We start from the raw sequence: 16,546 nt of genomic DNA on the forward strand, positions 1-16,546 counted from the left end.
ATGGAAAACTATTCGATAGAAATTTCAGTCCGCAGGCTTGTTGAGTTTGTACTGCGAAGCGGAAGCATAGACAACAGAATACATCAGGTTTCCGCCGACGCGATGCAGGAAGGCAGCAGAATACATCGCATGATACAAAAGAGCATGGGACCTGATTATCATGCCGAAGTGCCGCTCAAGTACACGTATAACACGGGCAGATACGACCTTGTTATAGAAGGCCGTGCCGACGGTATTTTGGATAAATTCTTTAATGAAACTTCATACGATGCTCAGGAATCTCTTTTTGAGGCCGGAAAAGAGCTCCCTCTCGTTGATGAGATTAAGGGAACGTACAGAGACCTTAACAAGATGAAAGAGCCGGTTGAAGTCCATCTTGCGCAGGCGAAGTGTTACGCCGCGATCTATTTGGGGCAAAAGAACTGTCCCGGAATCAAAGTCAGAATGAGTTATTGTAACATGGATACTGAAGAAATGAAGTATTTTGACTTCAAGTACTCATCTGAAGAAATAACAGCATGGTTTGAAAATCTTATAAAAAAATATTTGAAGTGGTCAGACTTTGAGTTTGAGTGGAACGAGATAAGAACAAAGTCTATAAAGGCTGTGCAGTTTCCTTTTTCGTACAGAGATGGTCAAAAAGAGCTTGCCGCCGGCGTTTACAGGACTATTGTCCATGGGAAAAAGCTTTTTCTTGAGGCACCTACGGGAACGGGCAAGACGATCACGACTGTTTTTCCCACTGTTAAGGCAATGGGAGAGGGGAAAACGTCCAAGATCTTCTATCTGACAGCCAAGACGATAACAAGGACCGTTGCGGAAGACGCTTACAATACACTGAGAGAGTCACAGAATCTTAAGTTTAAGACCGTGACTATAACGGCGAGAGATAAGATATGCTTCTTGGAAGAAGATAAAAGAGAATGCAATCCCGAGGCCTGTCCGTATGCAAACGGCCATTATGACAGGATAAACGATGCGATATACGACCTTTTGACGAACGAGGACTCTTTTGCCAGGGAAAAGATAGTAAAGTATGCGGAGAAACACAAAGTATGCCCGTTTGAGATGTCGCTGGACATGAGCCTTTGGGCTGACGGCGTTATCTGCGACTATAACTATGTTTTCGACCCTTTCGTGTATCTTCGCAGATTTTTTGCTGACGGAGTTAAATCTGATTACGTATTCTTGGTCGATGAGACGCACAATCTTCTGGACAGGGGAAGGGACATGTACAGTGCGGCTCTTCGCAAAGAGAGCTTCTTGGAATTAAAGAGCACGATAAAGGAGTTTCATCCCAGAATCGCGGGACATCTTGATAAGTGCAACAAGGAACTTTTGGAGCTAAAAAGAAATTGCGACGGTTGTACTGTTATAGACAGCATAGAAAAGTTTGTAAATGCCTTAAACCGCTTGTCGGGAATATTGTCGGAGTATCTTGAGGAACACACGACAGGCCCTTGCAGAGACGAGCTCTTGCTGTTTTATTTTGATATTTCAAGATTTCTTACAATATATGACAAGGTAGACGATCATTATGTGATTTACAGCGAATTTGCGGAGGACGGAAGCTTTATACTGAGGCTTTCATGTGTCGATCCTTCCTTGAATCTTGCTGAATGTATGGGGCGTGGGCGCTCGTCGATTCTCTTTTCCGCGACACTTCTTCCCATACAGTATTACAAGAAGCTGCTCGGAGGAACGGACGAGGATTTCGAGATCTACGCAAAATCCGTATTTGATCCAAACAGACTTGGAGTTTTTGTGGGAAGGGATGTGACCAGCAGGTATTCAAAGCGAAGCAGCGAGCAGTACTACAATATCGCTTCATATATCCACAATATTGTTGATGCAAGAGGCGGGAATTACCTTATATTTTTCCCTTCACACAGTTTTTTGGATGAGGTTTACGACATTTATGAAAGAGAGTTCTGCAATAGCGAAGCAACTGAGCTTCTGGTTCAAAAAAGCTATATGACGGAGGAAGCCAGAGAGTCATTCCTTGACAGATTCTCAGAGGGAAACAATGTCGATCTTAATGAATACATACACATGGACATAGAGGTTGAGGAAGACAGGAATATTCTTGGATTTTGTGTTATGGGCGGAATATTCAGCGAAGGAATCGACCTTAAGAATGACAGCCTTATAGGAGTAATAGTTGTCGGAACGGGAATACCGCTTGTTTGTAATGAGCGCGAGATACTGCGTAATTACTTTGAGGAAAAGGGTGTTGACGGATTTGATTATGCCTACAGATATCCCGGAATGAACAAAGTTCTTCAGGCTGCCGGAAGAGTTATAAGAACGGAAGAAGACAAGGGAGTAGTGGCTCTTCTTGATGACAGATTCACGCAAGCCGGATACAGAGCGCTTTTCCCGAGAGAGTGGATAAAAATGAAGACTGTTTTGACTACTACGGTCAAAGAGGCGATATCACAGTTTTGGAGCGGGTTTGATGATTAAAAAGAGCTGATATTGACGTTATATTGGTGGAAAATGAAGTAGTAGGTTTACATATAAATCAAAAATGTAAATTTATGTAAACCTGACATTATACTGAATTGTTTCTATATGCTACACAATTTGGTATAATGACCGAAAAATCATACAAAAGTCATATATGAATGACGTTAATGTCATGTGGATAACTTTGTGGAAATGGGGGATTACTCACAAACTAATATACGGGAAGTCCCGAAATAACAGGGGTTATGTGCTGTGGTAAAATTAAGCGGAATACAGTGCAAAAGTAATCTTATGACCGAGCAGGTCAAGCAATATATGTAAACCACATTTTTTACCTGTCACTTGTGTCAGGTGCGTTCATTCATCTTGCAAGACTGAAAAGTATGATATAAAATTAGAAATAATCAGAATAGCGTATTTTTGCTTTTTTTAAATAGGTTACAGGTACATGAATATTCAAAACTATGATAACGAAGTTCAAACTTTAAATCGCGAAGTGATGACTGCCAGAGCAAGTATGGCAGATAGTTATGTTGACGCAAGTGACAAACTCCTTCAAAAAGCCAAAGAGATCGATGATGTTAATCTTTTGGGATATTCCTATTATTATCTCGCTGATGCGTATTATCGCGTGAGCGCAGAGTATCTTAATTTTAATGCGAATCTTTTGAAGGCGATCGAGTATTTACAGATATGCGGAGATAAGGAGTATATCGTAAGATGCTACAATCTTCTTGGTATTGACGCCATTAACCACGGCAATATTGAGCTGGCGCTTGATTTCTTTATGACGGGAATAAGAGATTGCAGTGAACTTGAGAAGAGTTCTGCAGTCGGTTTTATTGAGTGTAATATTGGAGTAATTTATCAATCAATAGGCGAATATAAGACCGCGCTTTCTTACACTCAGTCCGGTTATAAACATGTCAGAAGAAATAAAGAAGACAGCTTGTATTATTTGAATATTCTTTTTTGCTATTGCTACGAAGCCGACGCTTATTTGGCCATGAATAAACCTGAATCTATTAAGAAGTGTTTGCTTGCCATAAACAGACTTGAATCTGATCCGAGAGTTCGAAGTGAGTATTTCCAGGACATTCTTGTTCAGGGTGTGAGAATGCGGGGAAATTATGCACTTGGAAATATGGAAGAATTTGAGAAATATTCAGATAATCTTTATAAGACGCTTTGTTCGGAAAGATTTTCCATTGATAATATTGATGATATTTATGCAGTGTGCCGCTTCTATATGAAGATAGGCCAGCTTGAAAAAGTTTCCGATATTGTGGATAACATCAAGGAATCGGTAGATGACATAAATATTGCATATCTGAAAAAGCAATACGCCAAGATCAAATGCGAATTGTATACTCAGATGAATAATGTAGAGAAGATGCATGAGGCACATGAAGAATTCTATATTCATTCAATGGCTCAGGAAAAAGAAGGTATCGTAAACTACAAGTTCTTTACCGAGATCAGGGCTAAGCTCAGTGAGATGGAGCGTGAGAATTTAGCTCTTATGAAAAAAGCTGAGACGGATTCGCTTACGGGACTCGGAAACAGATACGGTCTCAATGAATATGCGGATAAAGCTTTTGATGCGGCATATGCAAATCAGAAGTCTCTCGCTGTTGAGATTCTCGATGTTGATAATTTCAAACAGTACAATGATACTTTCGGACATCAGGCCGGAGATACCTGCCTTAAGACAATAGCAGAGATAATAACTGAAAAATGCAGCAGTAACGACAGGATACACGCATTTAGATACGGCGGAGATGAGTTCGTTATTGTTTATGAAGATATGACTGATGAAGAAGTTATGTGGTATGCTTCAAATATCAGAATGGGTATAAAAGAACATAATCTGGTGGCTCCTTCACATGAGTACGGTAAGCTGGTTACGATATCACAGGGAATATGCAACTCTATTCCCGTGTCAACAAACAAACTATGGGATTACATGTATGCCGCAGATAATGCTCTTTATGAGGTAAAAGAGCATAGGAAGGGCGAAATTGTTATGCTTCACAAGGCACTTATTTCTCAGGAATCGCTGGACGAAGCAAAATACAGTTGATTTTATCCTTATTGGGGAATAAGGGCGGGTTATGAGAAAAATCAAATGGACAATGCGTCGTGCAATTCTCGGCATGGTCATAGGATGCACACTTTTTGCAGTGATCGCGCAGACGGTCGCGTTTGAAGTGACATCCAGACAGCAGATCAGAAGAGAAAGTCTTTTGAATAACGATGAGACGCTTCAGCGTATTGAGAACGAGCTTAATTCGTATATTCACGGACTTATTGTAAAGATGCAGACCATCTATACGGAAACTGAACTAATTGCCGCTATGAGAAGGGACAGTTCGGCGCAGGGCGAGATATTGAATTATTATTGGAGCGCTTGGCGCCTTTCTGAAGCGCGCTTCGATTCTGCAGATCAGCTTTTTGCCATGTATATTTACAACAATGAGGATAAGCTGATCAGTTCATGGAGAAAACAGCCTATTGCGTATCCAAACGATCTTTACGCTGGCGAGCAATATGTCAATGAATCTCATCTAAAAAGATATCTTGAGTCGGATGATTATGCGGTCATGATCTCGGGATATCATAACGAAGTCGCAGATAGCGATATTTTGCGGTTTTGTCTTAAACTCCATACATATGATGATAAAAGAACTCAATACGGATATATAGTTTGTGATTTTAATGCACAGAATATATCTGACCTTATGAGCAAATATATTTCATCAAGAGATGTGTACGTGTGGCTCCAGCCAAGAGGAGATATTTCTATTGCTCAGGTTGGGAATATCACAAAGGAAGAGAGCAGGATCTTTTCCGATTTGACACAGACAATTGCAACCGCTTCAAATGAATTTCCGGAATTTGAAAATGAATATGGATCTTTTTATCTGAACAGCATTGCTTTGAGAAAGTATAACCTTCATATAGTTATGCTGACGCCGCAGTCACTGCTTCTTGAAACTCAGAGTGCGTTGGTTCGAACTCTTTTGGTTATAGCGGGAATAATCATTTTGCTGATGCTTTTTCTTGGAACGCTTATTTCGGGATTTATCTACAGACCCGTGGAAGCGCTCAGCAGTACGATGATAAGGATCAAGAACGGAGAAAAAGAGCTTAGAGTTAAGACGGACGGATGGAGCGATGAACTCAAGGTAATGGGGGAAGAGTTCAACGAAATGCTCGACAGGATTCAGAAGATGGTCGAGGAGGAATATGAGGCCAAAGTACTGATGGAACGAACGCAGTACAAAGTTCTGCAGGCGCAGATAAATCCTCACTTTCTCTATAATACGCTTGATACGATGAGCGGAATAGCCGCTTCGCAGGATTGTATGCTTGTGAGCGGTCTGTGTCAGTCTCTTTCAGCTATTTTCAGGTACAGTCTTGATATTTCCGACACTCAGGCGACATTGCAGCAGGAGATGGCGCATGTTCGAAATTATCTGTATGTTATGGATGTGCGTAACGGCAACTCCGTAAAATACACTTATCACATTGATACGGACACGCTTCAGGACAGTATTCCGAGAATAACGCTTCAGCCTATAGTGGAAAATGCGCTTCAGCACGGGCTTCGTATGACAAGGAGAAAAGACAAAGAGCTTATAATCACGGCAAAGCACAATGACGGAAGATTGTTTGTTACAATAGAAGATAACGGCGCCGGAATGGACGCGGATGCGATGAATGAACAGCTTGAAAAGGCTGATATAGGGCGAATTGAGATGGGGCGCTCAATTGGTATTATGAATGTTAATGCCCGCATCAAAAATGTATATGGGAACAATTACGGTATTCACTACGAAAGTGATCAGGAAACGGGAACCAGGGCAATTATCATATTGCCTACGGTAAAGATGGTTTCAGATATTGATTGACGTCGCAAGGAGACTGCGGCGCGGCAGATATATTGAGGAGGCAATTAGGGTGAAGGCAAAGTATAGGGTATTGGCGGCAGATGATGAACTTTGGAGCCGTGAAAATATAAGATGTATGTTACCGTGGGAGGACTATTCCATAGAATTCCTCGAGCCGGCATGTGATGGGGAAGAAGTGCTTGAGAGAATTCCGAAAGAGAAGCCGGATATTCTGATCACGGATATCAATATGCCGTTTTTGAGCGGCCTTGAGCTTCTTGACAGGGTAAAAGAGGAATATCCCGATATCATTACACTGGCTGTAAGCGGATATGATGATTTCCAGAAGGTAAAGGGCGTCTTTATGTCCGGAGGTATCGACTATCTTCTAAAACCTGTGAGCAGGGAACAGCTTGTCGATTCTCTCAGCAAAGCGCTTAAGACACTTGAGGAAAGAGAAGCGGAGAAAGCGGTAAAAGAGGACAGTCGCCTTAGGGAGACATATGTTTCATCATTTCTTGAGGATGATGAATTCTCATCTCTTTTAAACGGCAAACTATTCAGACCGGGAAAAGATTTCCATGTTCCGAGCACAAAGGTCTTTTCCGAAATGTCTACTATCCTTGTGAAGTTTCACGATGTTGAGATCTTGAAGCAGAGCTATGAAAAAGATGTGCTTCGCATGTCATACAGCCTGAAAGAAAAGCTTCGCAAGATTGTCGGAAATGAAAGAACCATCGTTTTCAACTACACCGATAAGGTAAATGAGTTCGTGATAGAGCTCAATGCGACGCCGACGAGGCTACATTTTATCGCGGACCGCATTCTTGAGGCATTTCCTGTTGAAGAACAGGGACCTATTACCATAGTGCTACATGACAAGGCGACTTCGCTCGATGATATCGCCGCTGTTTACAGAGAGATGATCGCAAATCTTGTTACAAGGCCTTTTGGACGTGAGCATAGCACGGTAGTGTGCACGGGCAGTAGGAAAGCATCGGCTTTTAACGACAGATATACAAGCCGTATCGAATCGCTTCTTGTCGACAGTCTAGGAAAAGGAGATATCGGACGCGCAAAGACCGTTCTTATGGAAACGGCGGGGCTTGATAAGTGCGACGAACAGAAGTGGAGTCTTTTTGAAGTTACGCAGTTTACGACCGGAGCGCTCAATACAATAGCGGATTCTGACAAGAACAGCGATGAGCGGACCTATGAGGAAGTTCAGGATGCGATAAACTACGGACTTCGTTCACTTAATAAAGAGATAATAACTGACAATATGGAGCTTGCTCTTTCCATAGCGCAGGGCGAGTCTGCAAATGAGAATAACTCCATAAGCAGTCAGGTTGAGAATATCAGGGATTACATAGAGACACATTATATGGAACATCTGTCTCTGTCGGGGCTTGCGGAGCAGTTCTTTGTCGAGCCCAGCTATCTTTCACGTAAGTTCTCACAGAAATACAACGAGACAATCACGACCTATATCACAAGATGTCGTATGGACAGGGCAAAAAAGCTTATGGAAGATGAAAAGAACAAGCTCGAAGCGATCTCTTTCGAAGTCGGATATGATGACTATAACTACTTCAGCCGCGTGTTTAGAAGACTTGAGGGTATAAGTCCCAGCGAATACAGAAAGAAGAATATGCAATAGACGAAAAAAGCAGAGGTGGGAAAATGGGAAAAACAAAAGAAAGTAAGTTTGGAACGAGGCAGATTGCGACAACGGCGGTTCTTCTGGCAATCTGTATCGTAAGTCAGGTTTTTAAAAATCTTAGCATTTTTATTACAGGCCCGATCGTTAACACGTGTATAGTTCTTGCGGTGCTTATGGTCAACCTGCCTTGTGGGATTATTTTGAGCATCATCACTCCGATTACTGCGTATATGATCGCGATGAGCCCTGTTATGATGGCGGTTCCGGCAATAATTATTTTCATAATGCTTGGAAATATCGTGCTTGCCGTGGCGGTGGAATTTCTTTTCAAAAAGTCGTTCATGGGTTCCGGAAACAATGTGTTTCGGATATCAAACATGGCAAGGGCAATCCTGTGTTCACTGGCAAAAGGCGTATTTATGGGCGCCACGATCTCTATGTGGCTGCTTCCGGCATTTATTCCGGAGCAGAGCCCTTTGAGAAATAAATTGCCTGTGTTTCAGAAGACGTTTTCTGTGTTTCAATTTTTGACGGCTTGCATCGGATTTGTCTATGTATTTATTGTTTATACAGTGCTAAAACGCGCAGTGGAGCGGGATTTATCACTTTTTCAAAAAAGTGATAGTTAGATTTTCTAAATTGTGCTAATTAAAAAATAATTAAATTGATAGAATAGCTTTGTAAACAAGAAATATTATTTCATTTCTGTTTGCAAAGCTTTTCGTTTTTTACAGAGCGAAAAAAGAATAACTTCTTTCGGGAGGGGATAATCGGTGTTTAAATTTAGAAAAACTGTAGTACTTGCGACAGTAGGGATGAGCATACTTCTTGCACTTGCAGGTTGCGGTGCGGAGAAAAAAACACAGATAAATACAACCGACGGAATCACAAATATTCTTGATTATGTGACTGTCGACTTTAACGGCAAGAACGGTGAAGGCACCGCGTTTGTAAATGTCGACTACGACGGAATGGAAACAGAGATGGTCGGAGGAAAAGAGAAGATTGAGGAGCTCGATGAACTCGGAGATCTTACCGAACTCACAAAGTATATAAATGCTGTTTCATCCATTTCGGTAAGCATAGATAAGAATAAAGAACTCTCTAACGGAGATGAAGTAGTTGTTTCCGTTACATATGACGAAACGGCAGCTGAGTCGGCGGGTGTTGTTTTCGGAGATGAGACCAGTAAAAGCTTTGAAGTAAAAGGTCTCAAAAAGTAAATAAGGTTCCAGGTCGGATTCGTGGAGACGAACCGATTATTATATTCATTTCATATTTTTAATTTTCAAAGGAGGTAAATCTATGAAAAAGAAAATTAAAAGATTAGGTGCAATGCTCCTTGCGGGAACTATGGCTGCATCTATGTTGGTTGGTTGTGGTTCGGCAGCCGGTGGCGCAGCACCTGCAGATAGTTCAGGGGGGAACAGCAGACGGCGCAGCAGCACCCGCTGCAGCAGGCGATATCAAGATCGGTGTATCAATCTGGAGTTCAACTGACGTTCTTGGAAGCCAGTGTAAGAAAATCGTTGATAAGGCTGCAAAGGCAAACGGCGTTGAAGTTCAGTATGTTGATCAGGGACACGTTTCAGAGCAGGTTACAGCTTCTGTTGAGCAGCTTTGTGCAGCAGGATGTAAGGGAATCATTATTTGTAACTCAGCTGATTCAGAGATGACATCCGCAATCAATACATGTACAGAAAACGGCGTATATATCGCACAGTTCTTCCGTATCATTTCAGAGGAGAACAGCCCTGAAGTATACAAGACAGCTTGCAATTCTAAATATTATGTTGGTGCAGTTCATGAAGATGAGGTAACAAACGGATATACACTTGTTAATCTCCTTCTTGAAAAGGGCGACAGAATGATCGGTCTTGAGGCTTGGACAGTTGGTGATGCTACATTCCAGCTTAGATGGAAGGGATATCAGAAGGCTGTTGAAGAGTGGAATACAGCTCATCCCGATGATAAGGCTACACTTACTGAGCCCGTATATGCAAACACATCTTCAGAAGAAGGTGCTAAGGCAGCTATGTCACTTTACAATTCAAATCCCGGAATGGACGCTCTTATCGTAGCAGGTGGCGGCGGAGATCCTCTTGTAGGTTCTATCGGTGCATATGCTAACGAAGGTCTCACAGGTAAGATCGACGTTGTATCAACAGACTTCCTTGATGACCTTGCAGATCAGCTTAAGTCAGGCGGCATGTTTGCAGAGTCAGGCGGACACTTCTGCGATCCTCTGTTTGCATTCTTCCTTGTACTTAACGCAGTTAAGGGCAACTATGTAAAGGATGAAGGAACATTTGGTTATGAGATTCTCTTCCCTTATCTTTATGTATCATCACCCGATGATTATGCAAACTATGAGAAGTACTTTGTAAATGACGATCCTTACACAGATGAAGAGATGGTAGAGATGGCAGGATACAGCTTCGAAGATCTCAGCAAGGCTGCTTCAAATCTTTCAATCGACGATGTTATTTCTCGTCACAGCAACTAATTTAATAAACAACTAAACGCTTATAAAAGATATATATATTTAAGGAAAAAACATGGATATGCCGTATTTTCCGCAACCGGAGAATACGGCATATATAAAAAACAGTTTCTGGACCAAAAACTCTTGCGGGAGGATTATATGAGTAAGTTTCAAAAATTTAAACAGAGCCAGGCATTCGGGCTTTTGCTTTTGATCTTTATCGCGTTTGTATTCTGGGCGTTCTTCAAGATGTTGGCACCTCAGACATTCGGCGATTTTAATAAATTACAAACCTATTTAAAAACAGCCCTTTATTATGCAGTTGGTGGTTGTGGACTTTATTTTATCTGCGTAATGGGACCTTTTGATATGAGTGTGGGCGCAAACATCGTACTTTCATCTGTGCTTGCGGTAAATATGAGTAAACAGTGCGGTTATGCAGGCCTTTTGATCGCGCCTATCGTTAGCGGAGTTCTCGTAGGACTTCTCAACGGAATTGTATATATCAAACTTAGAATTTCATCTCTTATCGTAACTGCAGGATTATCTCTTGTTTATGAGGCTCTTTCCATCTATGCGACAAACGGAAAAGAAGCAATCCTTGCAACTAACTACAGAGCATTCGGAGATTATCCCTGGAACCTTGTTCTTGCACTTGCAGCGTTCTTCCTTTGTGGATTCATCCTTAAGTATACAAAGATAGGAACATACACCTATGCTATCGGTTCAAATGAAGTTGTTGCCAAGAACATGGGTGTTAACGTAGACAAATATAAGGTTGTGGCATTTACTCTTTGCGGTTTATTTGTTGGAATTGAATCAATCCTTACAATTTCATACGGAACATCAATGACAAGTGCTTCAAACCTTGCATCAATGAGCCGTAACTTCCCGCCTCTTATGGGAACGTTCTTCGGACTTGCATTCAAGAAATACGGACATCCGATAGTAGCTATCGTAATAGGAGAGTTCATCATTGAATTGTTGTTCGAGGGATTCGTTGCTCTCGGAGCTCCTACAACAGTACAGAATATCGTAACAGGTATCGTACTTCTTGCAATCGTAACTATGACCATTAAACCCGTTAAGGGTGCAGTTGTTAAATAAAGGGGGCAGACATGAGCGAAGTATTATTGCATGCCGAGAAAATCGACAAAAACTTTGGTGTCACACATGCCGTTGATCATGTCACTCTTGATTTCTTCAAGGGAGAAATCCATGCACTGATCGGCGAGAATGGTTCCGGCAAATCAACATTTACATCCTGTCTTACAGGAATTTACCATAAGGACAGCGGTACATTTACATTAAACGGAAAAGAAGTCAATGCCAAGAACCAGGTAGACGGAAACTACCAGGGAGTTGCGGTTATCGTACAGGAAATCGGAACATTGTCAGGTCTTTCCGTTGCTGAGAATATCTTTCTCGGAAAAGAAGACGAATTTACAAATTTTGGCGTAAAGAACACAAACGCCATGAACAAAAAAGCACAGGAACTTCTTGATTCCTATGGATTTAATTACATCAAGGCTACAGACCTCATAGACAATTACAACTTTGAGGACAGAAAGCTTATCGAGATCGTTAAGGCTACACACTTTAAGCCCCAGATCCTTGTTGTCGATGAGACTACAACGGCTCTCGGTGAAAAAGGAAGAATCGAGCTTTTCAAGGTTATGAAGCAGACACGTGATGACGGAAGATGCGTTATCTTTATCTCACATGATCTTGATGAAGTAATAGAACAGTCAGATAACATAAGTGTTCTTAGAGACGGTGTGTTTATCGGAACGGTTAAGAGTTCGGAAGTTGATACGGACGATCTTAAGAAGCTCATGGTAGGACGTGAGATGAGTAATAACTACTATCGTACGGACTATAACGAGAGAGTTTCCGATGAGGTTGTATTAAAAGGGGAACACCTCACAGTACCCGGAGAGATCGATGACTTTAGTATCGAACTTCATAAGGGCGAGATTATCGGTATCGGTGGTCTTTCCGAATGTGGTATGCATGAAGTCGGAAAAGCTCTTTTTGGAGCATCTTATGACAGAGAAGGTAGTGTAACTCTTGCAGACGGAACTAAGATAAATGACATTAAGACCGCTATCGATCACAGTATCGCATATGCGTCGAAGGACAGAGATAACGAGTCTCTTGTAATAAATGACACTATTCAGGACAATATTTGTCTTCCTTCACTTGAAAATATCAAGAAGAATCACATTCTTCACGCAAAGGATGAGAAAGCATTTGCAGAGAAGTTTGCTAAACAGATGAGTACCAAGATGGAGGGCGTGCATCAGTTCATGTCAGCTCTTTCCGGCGGTAACAAACAGAAGGTTGTTTTGGCAAGATGGATTGGTAAAGATTCAGACATAATCATCCTTGATTCACCTACACGTGGTATCGACGTAAAGGTTAAGGCAGATATTTATCAGATGATGGATACAATGAGAAAAAATGGTAAGTCTATCATCATGATCTCTGAAGAAATCTCAGAGCTGCTTGGTATGGCAGACCGTATCATTATCATGAAAGACGGTCGTCAGAATGGTGAGTTTAAACGTTCAGAAGATCTGAAAGATACAGATCTTATTGCGAATATGGTATAAGGGAGGCCGATTATGGAAAACGAGAAAAAAATCAAAACACCTTTCATGGAGCGGCCAATCATAAGAAACATAATGCCTTTTGCCGGATTTATATTCATTGTGTTGCTGTTTGCTGTACTTACTAAAGGTCAGCTCTATTCAATGGGAAGTCTTAAGCTTCTTTTGTCACAGTCATATGTACTTCTTATTTCATGCGTTGGCGTGTTTATGGTTATGACAATGGGCGGACTTGATTTCTCACAGGGTTCTATGTTGGGAATCTGCTCGGTTGTTGTGTGCTACTTGTCAAATTACAATATAGTGCTTGCAATTTTGTGTGGTGTGCTTACAGGCGGAATCATTGGATTTATAAACGGATTCTTCAATGTAAAGCGTAAGATCACATCATTCATTGTTACTATCTGTAACATGTACCTTATAAGAGGTATCGTTGCTTATGCAACAACAAAGACTCCCGTATACGGAGCATCAAACATTACTTCTTATAACACACTTGCGGTAAATCTTACATTTACGATAGCAATCCTCCTTATTGCTTTTGCTGTATTCCAGTACACAGGACTTGGAAACAGACTTAAAGCTATCGGTGCAGGTGAGACTGCAGCAAGATTTGCAGGTGTAAGAGTTGAAAAGACCAAGATGCTCGTATACGCGGCAGCAGGTATGATCACAGGACTTGCAGCATTCATCAACAGTATCAAGGTTGGATCTGTTACTTCAACAGCAGGTAATCAGCTTGAGACACAGATCATGATTGCACTCGTTCTTGGTGGAATGCCCGTTAACGGCGGTGCTAAGGTTAAGTTCTACAACATAATCCTTGGCGCAATGACCTACAAGATCCTTATCGCAGGACTTGTAATGCTCGGCATCGAGCCCAAGACACAGCAGCTCATCATGGGAATTGTCTTCCTCGTAATGGTAGCAGTATTTGCTGACAGAGAGACAGGTATGATCGTTAAGTAAATTAGTTAAATATCCTTATTTGGAATATAAAGCATTCCAAATAGAATTTAATATAACAGCCGGGGCCCGCGGGGGGCCTCGGTTGTTTTTTGTGTGAATGTGAGGGGGCTATTGCCTCCCAATACGTTCCGCAAGGATGTAGCTCTTTGTTCCGTAAATATGAGGGGGCTATTTGTCTCCCAATACGCTCCACAAGGATGTGCAGATGAAAAGCGCAGGACGGCCTATACGTACCGGTTGAGGCAGAATATAGGAAATTAATAAGGGATACATTTCCTACAAGAGGGGCGTTCAGAGGAGAAAAATTGGGGAGCACCGTACAGGAAAGATACGAGCAAACGGTACGGTGTGAGGTTTGCTATTTGCATCGCATATGGATAGTAGAATGAAGACGTACGGTGCGAGAGTTGTCTTTTGTACCGCACAGGAGGAGTAGAATGAAGGTGTACGGTGCAAGATCTGTCTTTTGCACCGCACATGGAGGGTGGAATGAAGACGTACGGTGTGAGGTTTGCTATTTGCACCGCATATGGATAGTAGAATGAAGACGTACGGTGCGAGATTTGTCTTTTGCACCGCACAGGGATAGTAGAATGGAGACGTACGGTGCGAGATTTGTCTTTTGTACCGCACATGGAGAGTGGAATGAAGATGTACGGTGCAAGGACTGGTTAAAAGAATTATGATATTATGTGGATATGAGTAAAAAACGGAAAGGAAGAGACAACATGGAATTGTTTAGCGGAAGACCTGAAAATACAGAAGGAAGACTTCAGAGAGAAGTTCGTACATATGACTTCTTGGATGAGCTCGGAATAGAGTATAAGAGGACAGATCATGAGCCTGCAAATACGATGGAAGCGTGCAATGAGATTGATAAAGTGCTTGAAGTTCTGATATGCAAAAATCTCTTTCTTTGCAATAGGCAGAAGACTCAGTATTATCTGCTCATGATGCCGGGAGATAAGAAGTTTAAGACAAAAGAACTCTCATCGCAGATCAACTCTGCAAGACTCTCTTTTGCAGACGCGGATGATATGCTTAAATTCCTTGATATAGAGCCGGGTGCAGTAAGCATAATGGGGCTTATGAATGATAAAGAACATGCCGTGCAGCTGCTAGTCGACGAAGATGTAAAGAAGGGCGAGTATATCGGATGTCATCCCTGTGTTTGCACATCGAGCTTGAAGATAAAGACGGATGATATATTCAATAAGTTCCTTCCTAAAGTCGGACATGAACCCGTGGTAGTGCATCTTGTCGGGGAAGACTGAGGTAAGGCTATACTGAGATTAGACATAGCATGAGAAATAGATTTTTAGAAAGCGATTGGACTAACTATGTGGACTATAAAACAGATATTTGACGGTGACTACGGTTGCGAGGAACTTCAGCCGGGACAGAAGCCTAAGGTCTCAGTAACGCTTGAGAACGAAGCGGGAGAAGTGAGATATCTCACGGTTGAAGATGAGTGGCTAACAGAAAATAATCTTAATGTCGGATCAAAATGGGACAAAGAGTAAGTGTTCTTTGTCTCGTTTTGGTCATAGTAAGGTTCTGATTGTTATTCTGACATGAAGTCATCTGAGAACATGTCTATCGCTTGTATAAAAGAGTCCCACTTATCATTTGGTGGAATGAGTAAAACTGTATCGCCTATTTTATTAACTATTACCTTATCAGAAGAAAAACGGCAATTTTCAGGCAATATTACAGTCTGGTTTTCTCCGGTTTTATGAACTTTTGCAGTTATCATGTGAATTACCTCCTTCTGCCAATAATACCAAAATATATATTACGTTAATGAAAGTGTATTGCCATTATTATTTTACTACGGCTTTTTCTATTTCATATCGATTGTTTAAGTGACAAATAGTTAAAAAAATATTGACTTTCATTAATGAAGCGTCAATATATCACTGATGCTATTCAGTATTATAACTTGTGTTTCCCATAACAATCGAGTTAAATATCGCTATTGAAATAAACCTGCTAGCGCCCTGACCCAAAATGCTAGTGGGGGTGTTTTTTATGTTGTTGCATTTAAGTTCTAATAATCGTATATTTTTTGTGTTAAGTATTACTTTGTGATATTTAACATAAGAGGGGTATTACAGAAAAATGGGTTAGTTTTGAATTTTGATAACAACGTATTGGAGGTTGTGGTGAGTAGAATCGGGGATTGCAGAAGAAAGATTGAAAAAATCAGAGAAGATATCAGAGCAATGAGGGAGAAACAGACAGTTATCGACGGCTATATCAGACAGATTGAGACCCAGAAAGATACACTTGATGGAATAGATTTAAGCAGAGCAGGCGAGTGGATTGGCGTTAACGAGCAGAACGCAGTTAAGGCTAAGAACGTCTGCGTTTTTAGAATGGACGGAGCAAAGGGCGAGTGTACGCGGCTTAGAAGTGCCATAGATAAGATGATAAGAGAAGCCGAGTCTCAGAT

At 41.4% G+C, this 16,546-nt stretch carries 14 protein-coding genes; 13 read left to right on the plus strand and 1 reads right to left on the minus strand.

The window, feature by feature from the left end; all coding sequences use genetic code 11:
* The 12 genes from DL92_RS0117525 (at window position 1) to DL92_RS0117580 (ending at window position 15,614) form a co-directional block, all read left to right on the plus strand.
* Window positions 1-2,466, plus strand: coding sequence for an ATP-dependent DNA helicase (locus tag DL92_RS0117525; protein WP_026668445.1), 2,466 nt, complete (start codon window positions 1-3; stop codon window positions 2,464-2,466).
* A 520-nt stretch (window positions 2,467-2,986) separates the two neighbouring features.
* Window positions 2,987-4,552 carry a GGDEF domain-containing protein gene (locus DL92_RS0117530; RefSeq protein WP_026654085.1) on the plus strand — a complete coding sequence of 522 codons (1,566 nt, stop codon included), beginning with the start codon at window positions 2,987-2,989 and terminating at the stop codon, window positions 4,550-4,552.
* 31 nt (window positions 4,553-4,583) lie between these two features.
* On the plus strand, window positions 4,584-6,383 hold the full coding sequence (locus DL92_RS0117535; RefSeq protein WP_026668446.1) for a cache domain-containing sensor histidine kinase: 1,800 nt from the start codon (window positions 4,584-4,586) through the stop codon (window positions 6,381-6,383).
* Between the two features lie 49 nt (window positions 6,384-6,432).
* The gene (locus DL92_RS0117540) at window positions 6,433-8,022 is read left to right on the plus strand and encodes a response regulator transcription factor (RefSeq protein ID WP_034469700.1); all 1,590 of its coding nucleotides are present in this window, start codon (window positions 6,433-6,435) and stop codon (window positions 8,020-8,022) included.
* A 23-nt stretch (window positions 8,023-8,045) separates the two neighbouring features.
* Window positions 8,046-8,654: a hypothetical protein gene (locus DL92_RS19870; RefSeq protein WP_034469703.1), complete on the plus strand. Its 609-nt coding sequence runs from the start codon at window positions 8,046-8,048 to the stop codon at window positions 8,652-8,654.
* A 144-nt stretch (window positions 8,655-8,798) separates the two neighbouring features.
* Complete coding sequence (locus tag DL92_RS0117550) at window positions 8,799-9,248, plus strand: hypothetical protein (protein ID WP_026668448.1); 450 nt, start codon at window positions 8,799-8,801, stop codon at window positions 9,246-9,248.
* Between the two features lie 155 nt (window positions 9,249-9,403).
* Window positions 9,404-10,531, plus strand: a complete 1,128-nt coding sequence (locus tag DL92_RS19875; protein WP_242845884.1) for a sugar ABC transporter substrate-binding protein — start codon at window positions 9,404-9,406, stop codon at window positions 10,529-10,531.
* Window positions 10,532-10,669: 138 nt separating this feature from the next.
* Entirely contained in the window at window positions 10,670-11,617 is a 948-nt protein-coding gene (locus tag DL92_RS0117560) for an ABC transporter permease (RefSeq protein ID WP_026668449.1), read from the plus strand.
* An 11-nt stretch (window positions 11,618-11,628) separates the two neighbouring features.
* The gene (locus DL92_RS0117565; RefSeq protein ID WP_026668450.1) at window positions 11,629-13,125 is read left to right on the plus strand and encodes a sugar ABC transporter ATP-binding protein; all 1,497 of its coding nucleotides are present in this window, start codon (window positions 11,629-11,631) and stop codon (window positions 13,123-13,125) included.
* Window positions 13,126-13,137: 12 nt separating this feature from the next.
* Window positions 13,138-14,091 (plus strand): ABC transporter permease, encoded by a 954-nt coding sequence (locus DL92_RS0117570; protein ID WP_026668451.1) that lies wholly within the window; start codon window positions 13,138-13,140, stop codon window positions 14,089-14,091.
* Window positions 14,092-14,819: 728 nt separating this feature from the next.
* A complete protein-coding gene (locus tag DL92_RS0117575) occupies window positions 14,820-15,365 on the plus strand; it encodes a prolyl-tRNA synthetase associated domain-containing protein (protein WP_026654094.1) in 546 nt (181 codons plus the stop codon).
* A 66-nt stretch (window positions 15,366-15,431) separates the two neighbouring features.
* Window positions 15,432-15,614, plus strand: a complete 183-nt coding sequence (locus DL92_RS0117580; protein WP_026654096.1) for a hypothetical protein — start codon at window positions 15,432-15,434, stop codon at window positions 15,612-15,614.
* A 41-nt stretch (window positions 15,615-15,655) separates the two neighbouring features.
* Here the strand turns inward: DL92_RS0117580 and DL92_RS0117585 are convergent, their stop codons facing one another.
* Window positions 15,656-15,847 (minus strand): antitoxin, encoded by a 192-nt coding sequence (locus tag DL92_RS0117585; RefSeq protein ID WP_026654097.1) that lies wholly within the window; start codon window positions 15,845-15,847, stop codon window positions 15,656-15,658.
* A 409-nt stretch (window positions 15,848-16,256) separates the two neighbouring features.
* Between DL92_RS0117585 and DL92_RS0117590 the strand changes: the two genes are divergently transcribed.
* Window positions 16,257-16,546 (plus strand): hypothetical protein (locus DL92_RS0117590; RefSeq protein WP_026668452.1); only part of this gene is annotated, 290 nt, incomplete at its 3' end.

This window comes from Butyrivibrio sp. AE2005 (assembly GCF_000686965.1).
GTDB lineage: Bacteria > Bacillota > Clostridia > Lachnospirales > Lachnospiraceae > Butyrivibrio > Butyrivibrio hungatei_A.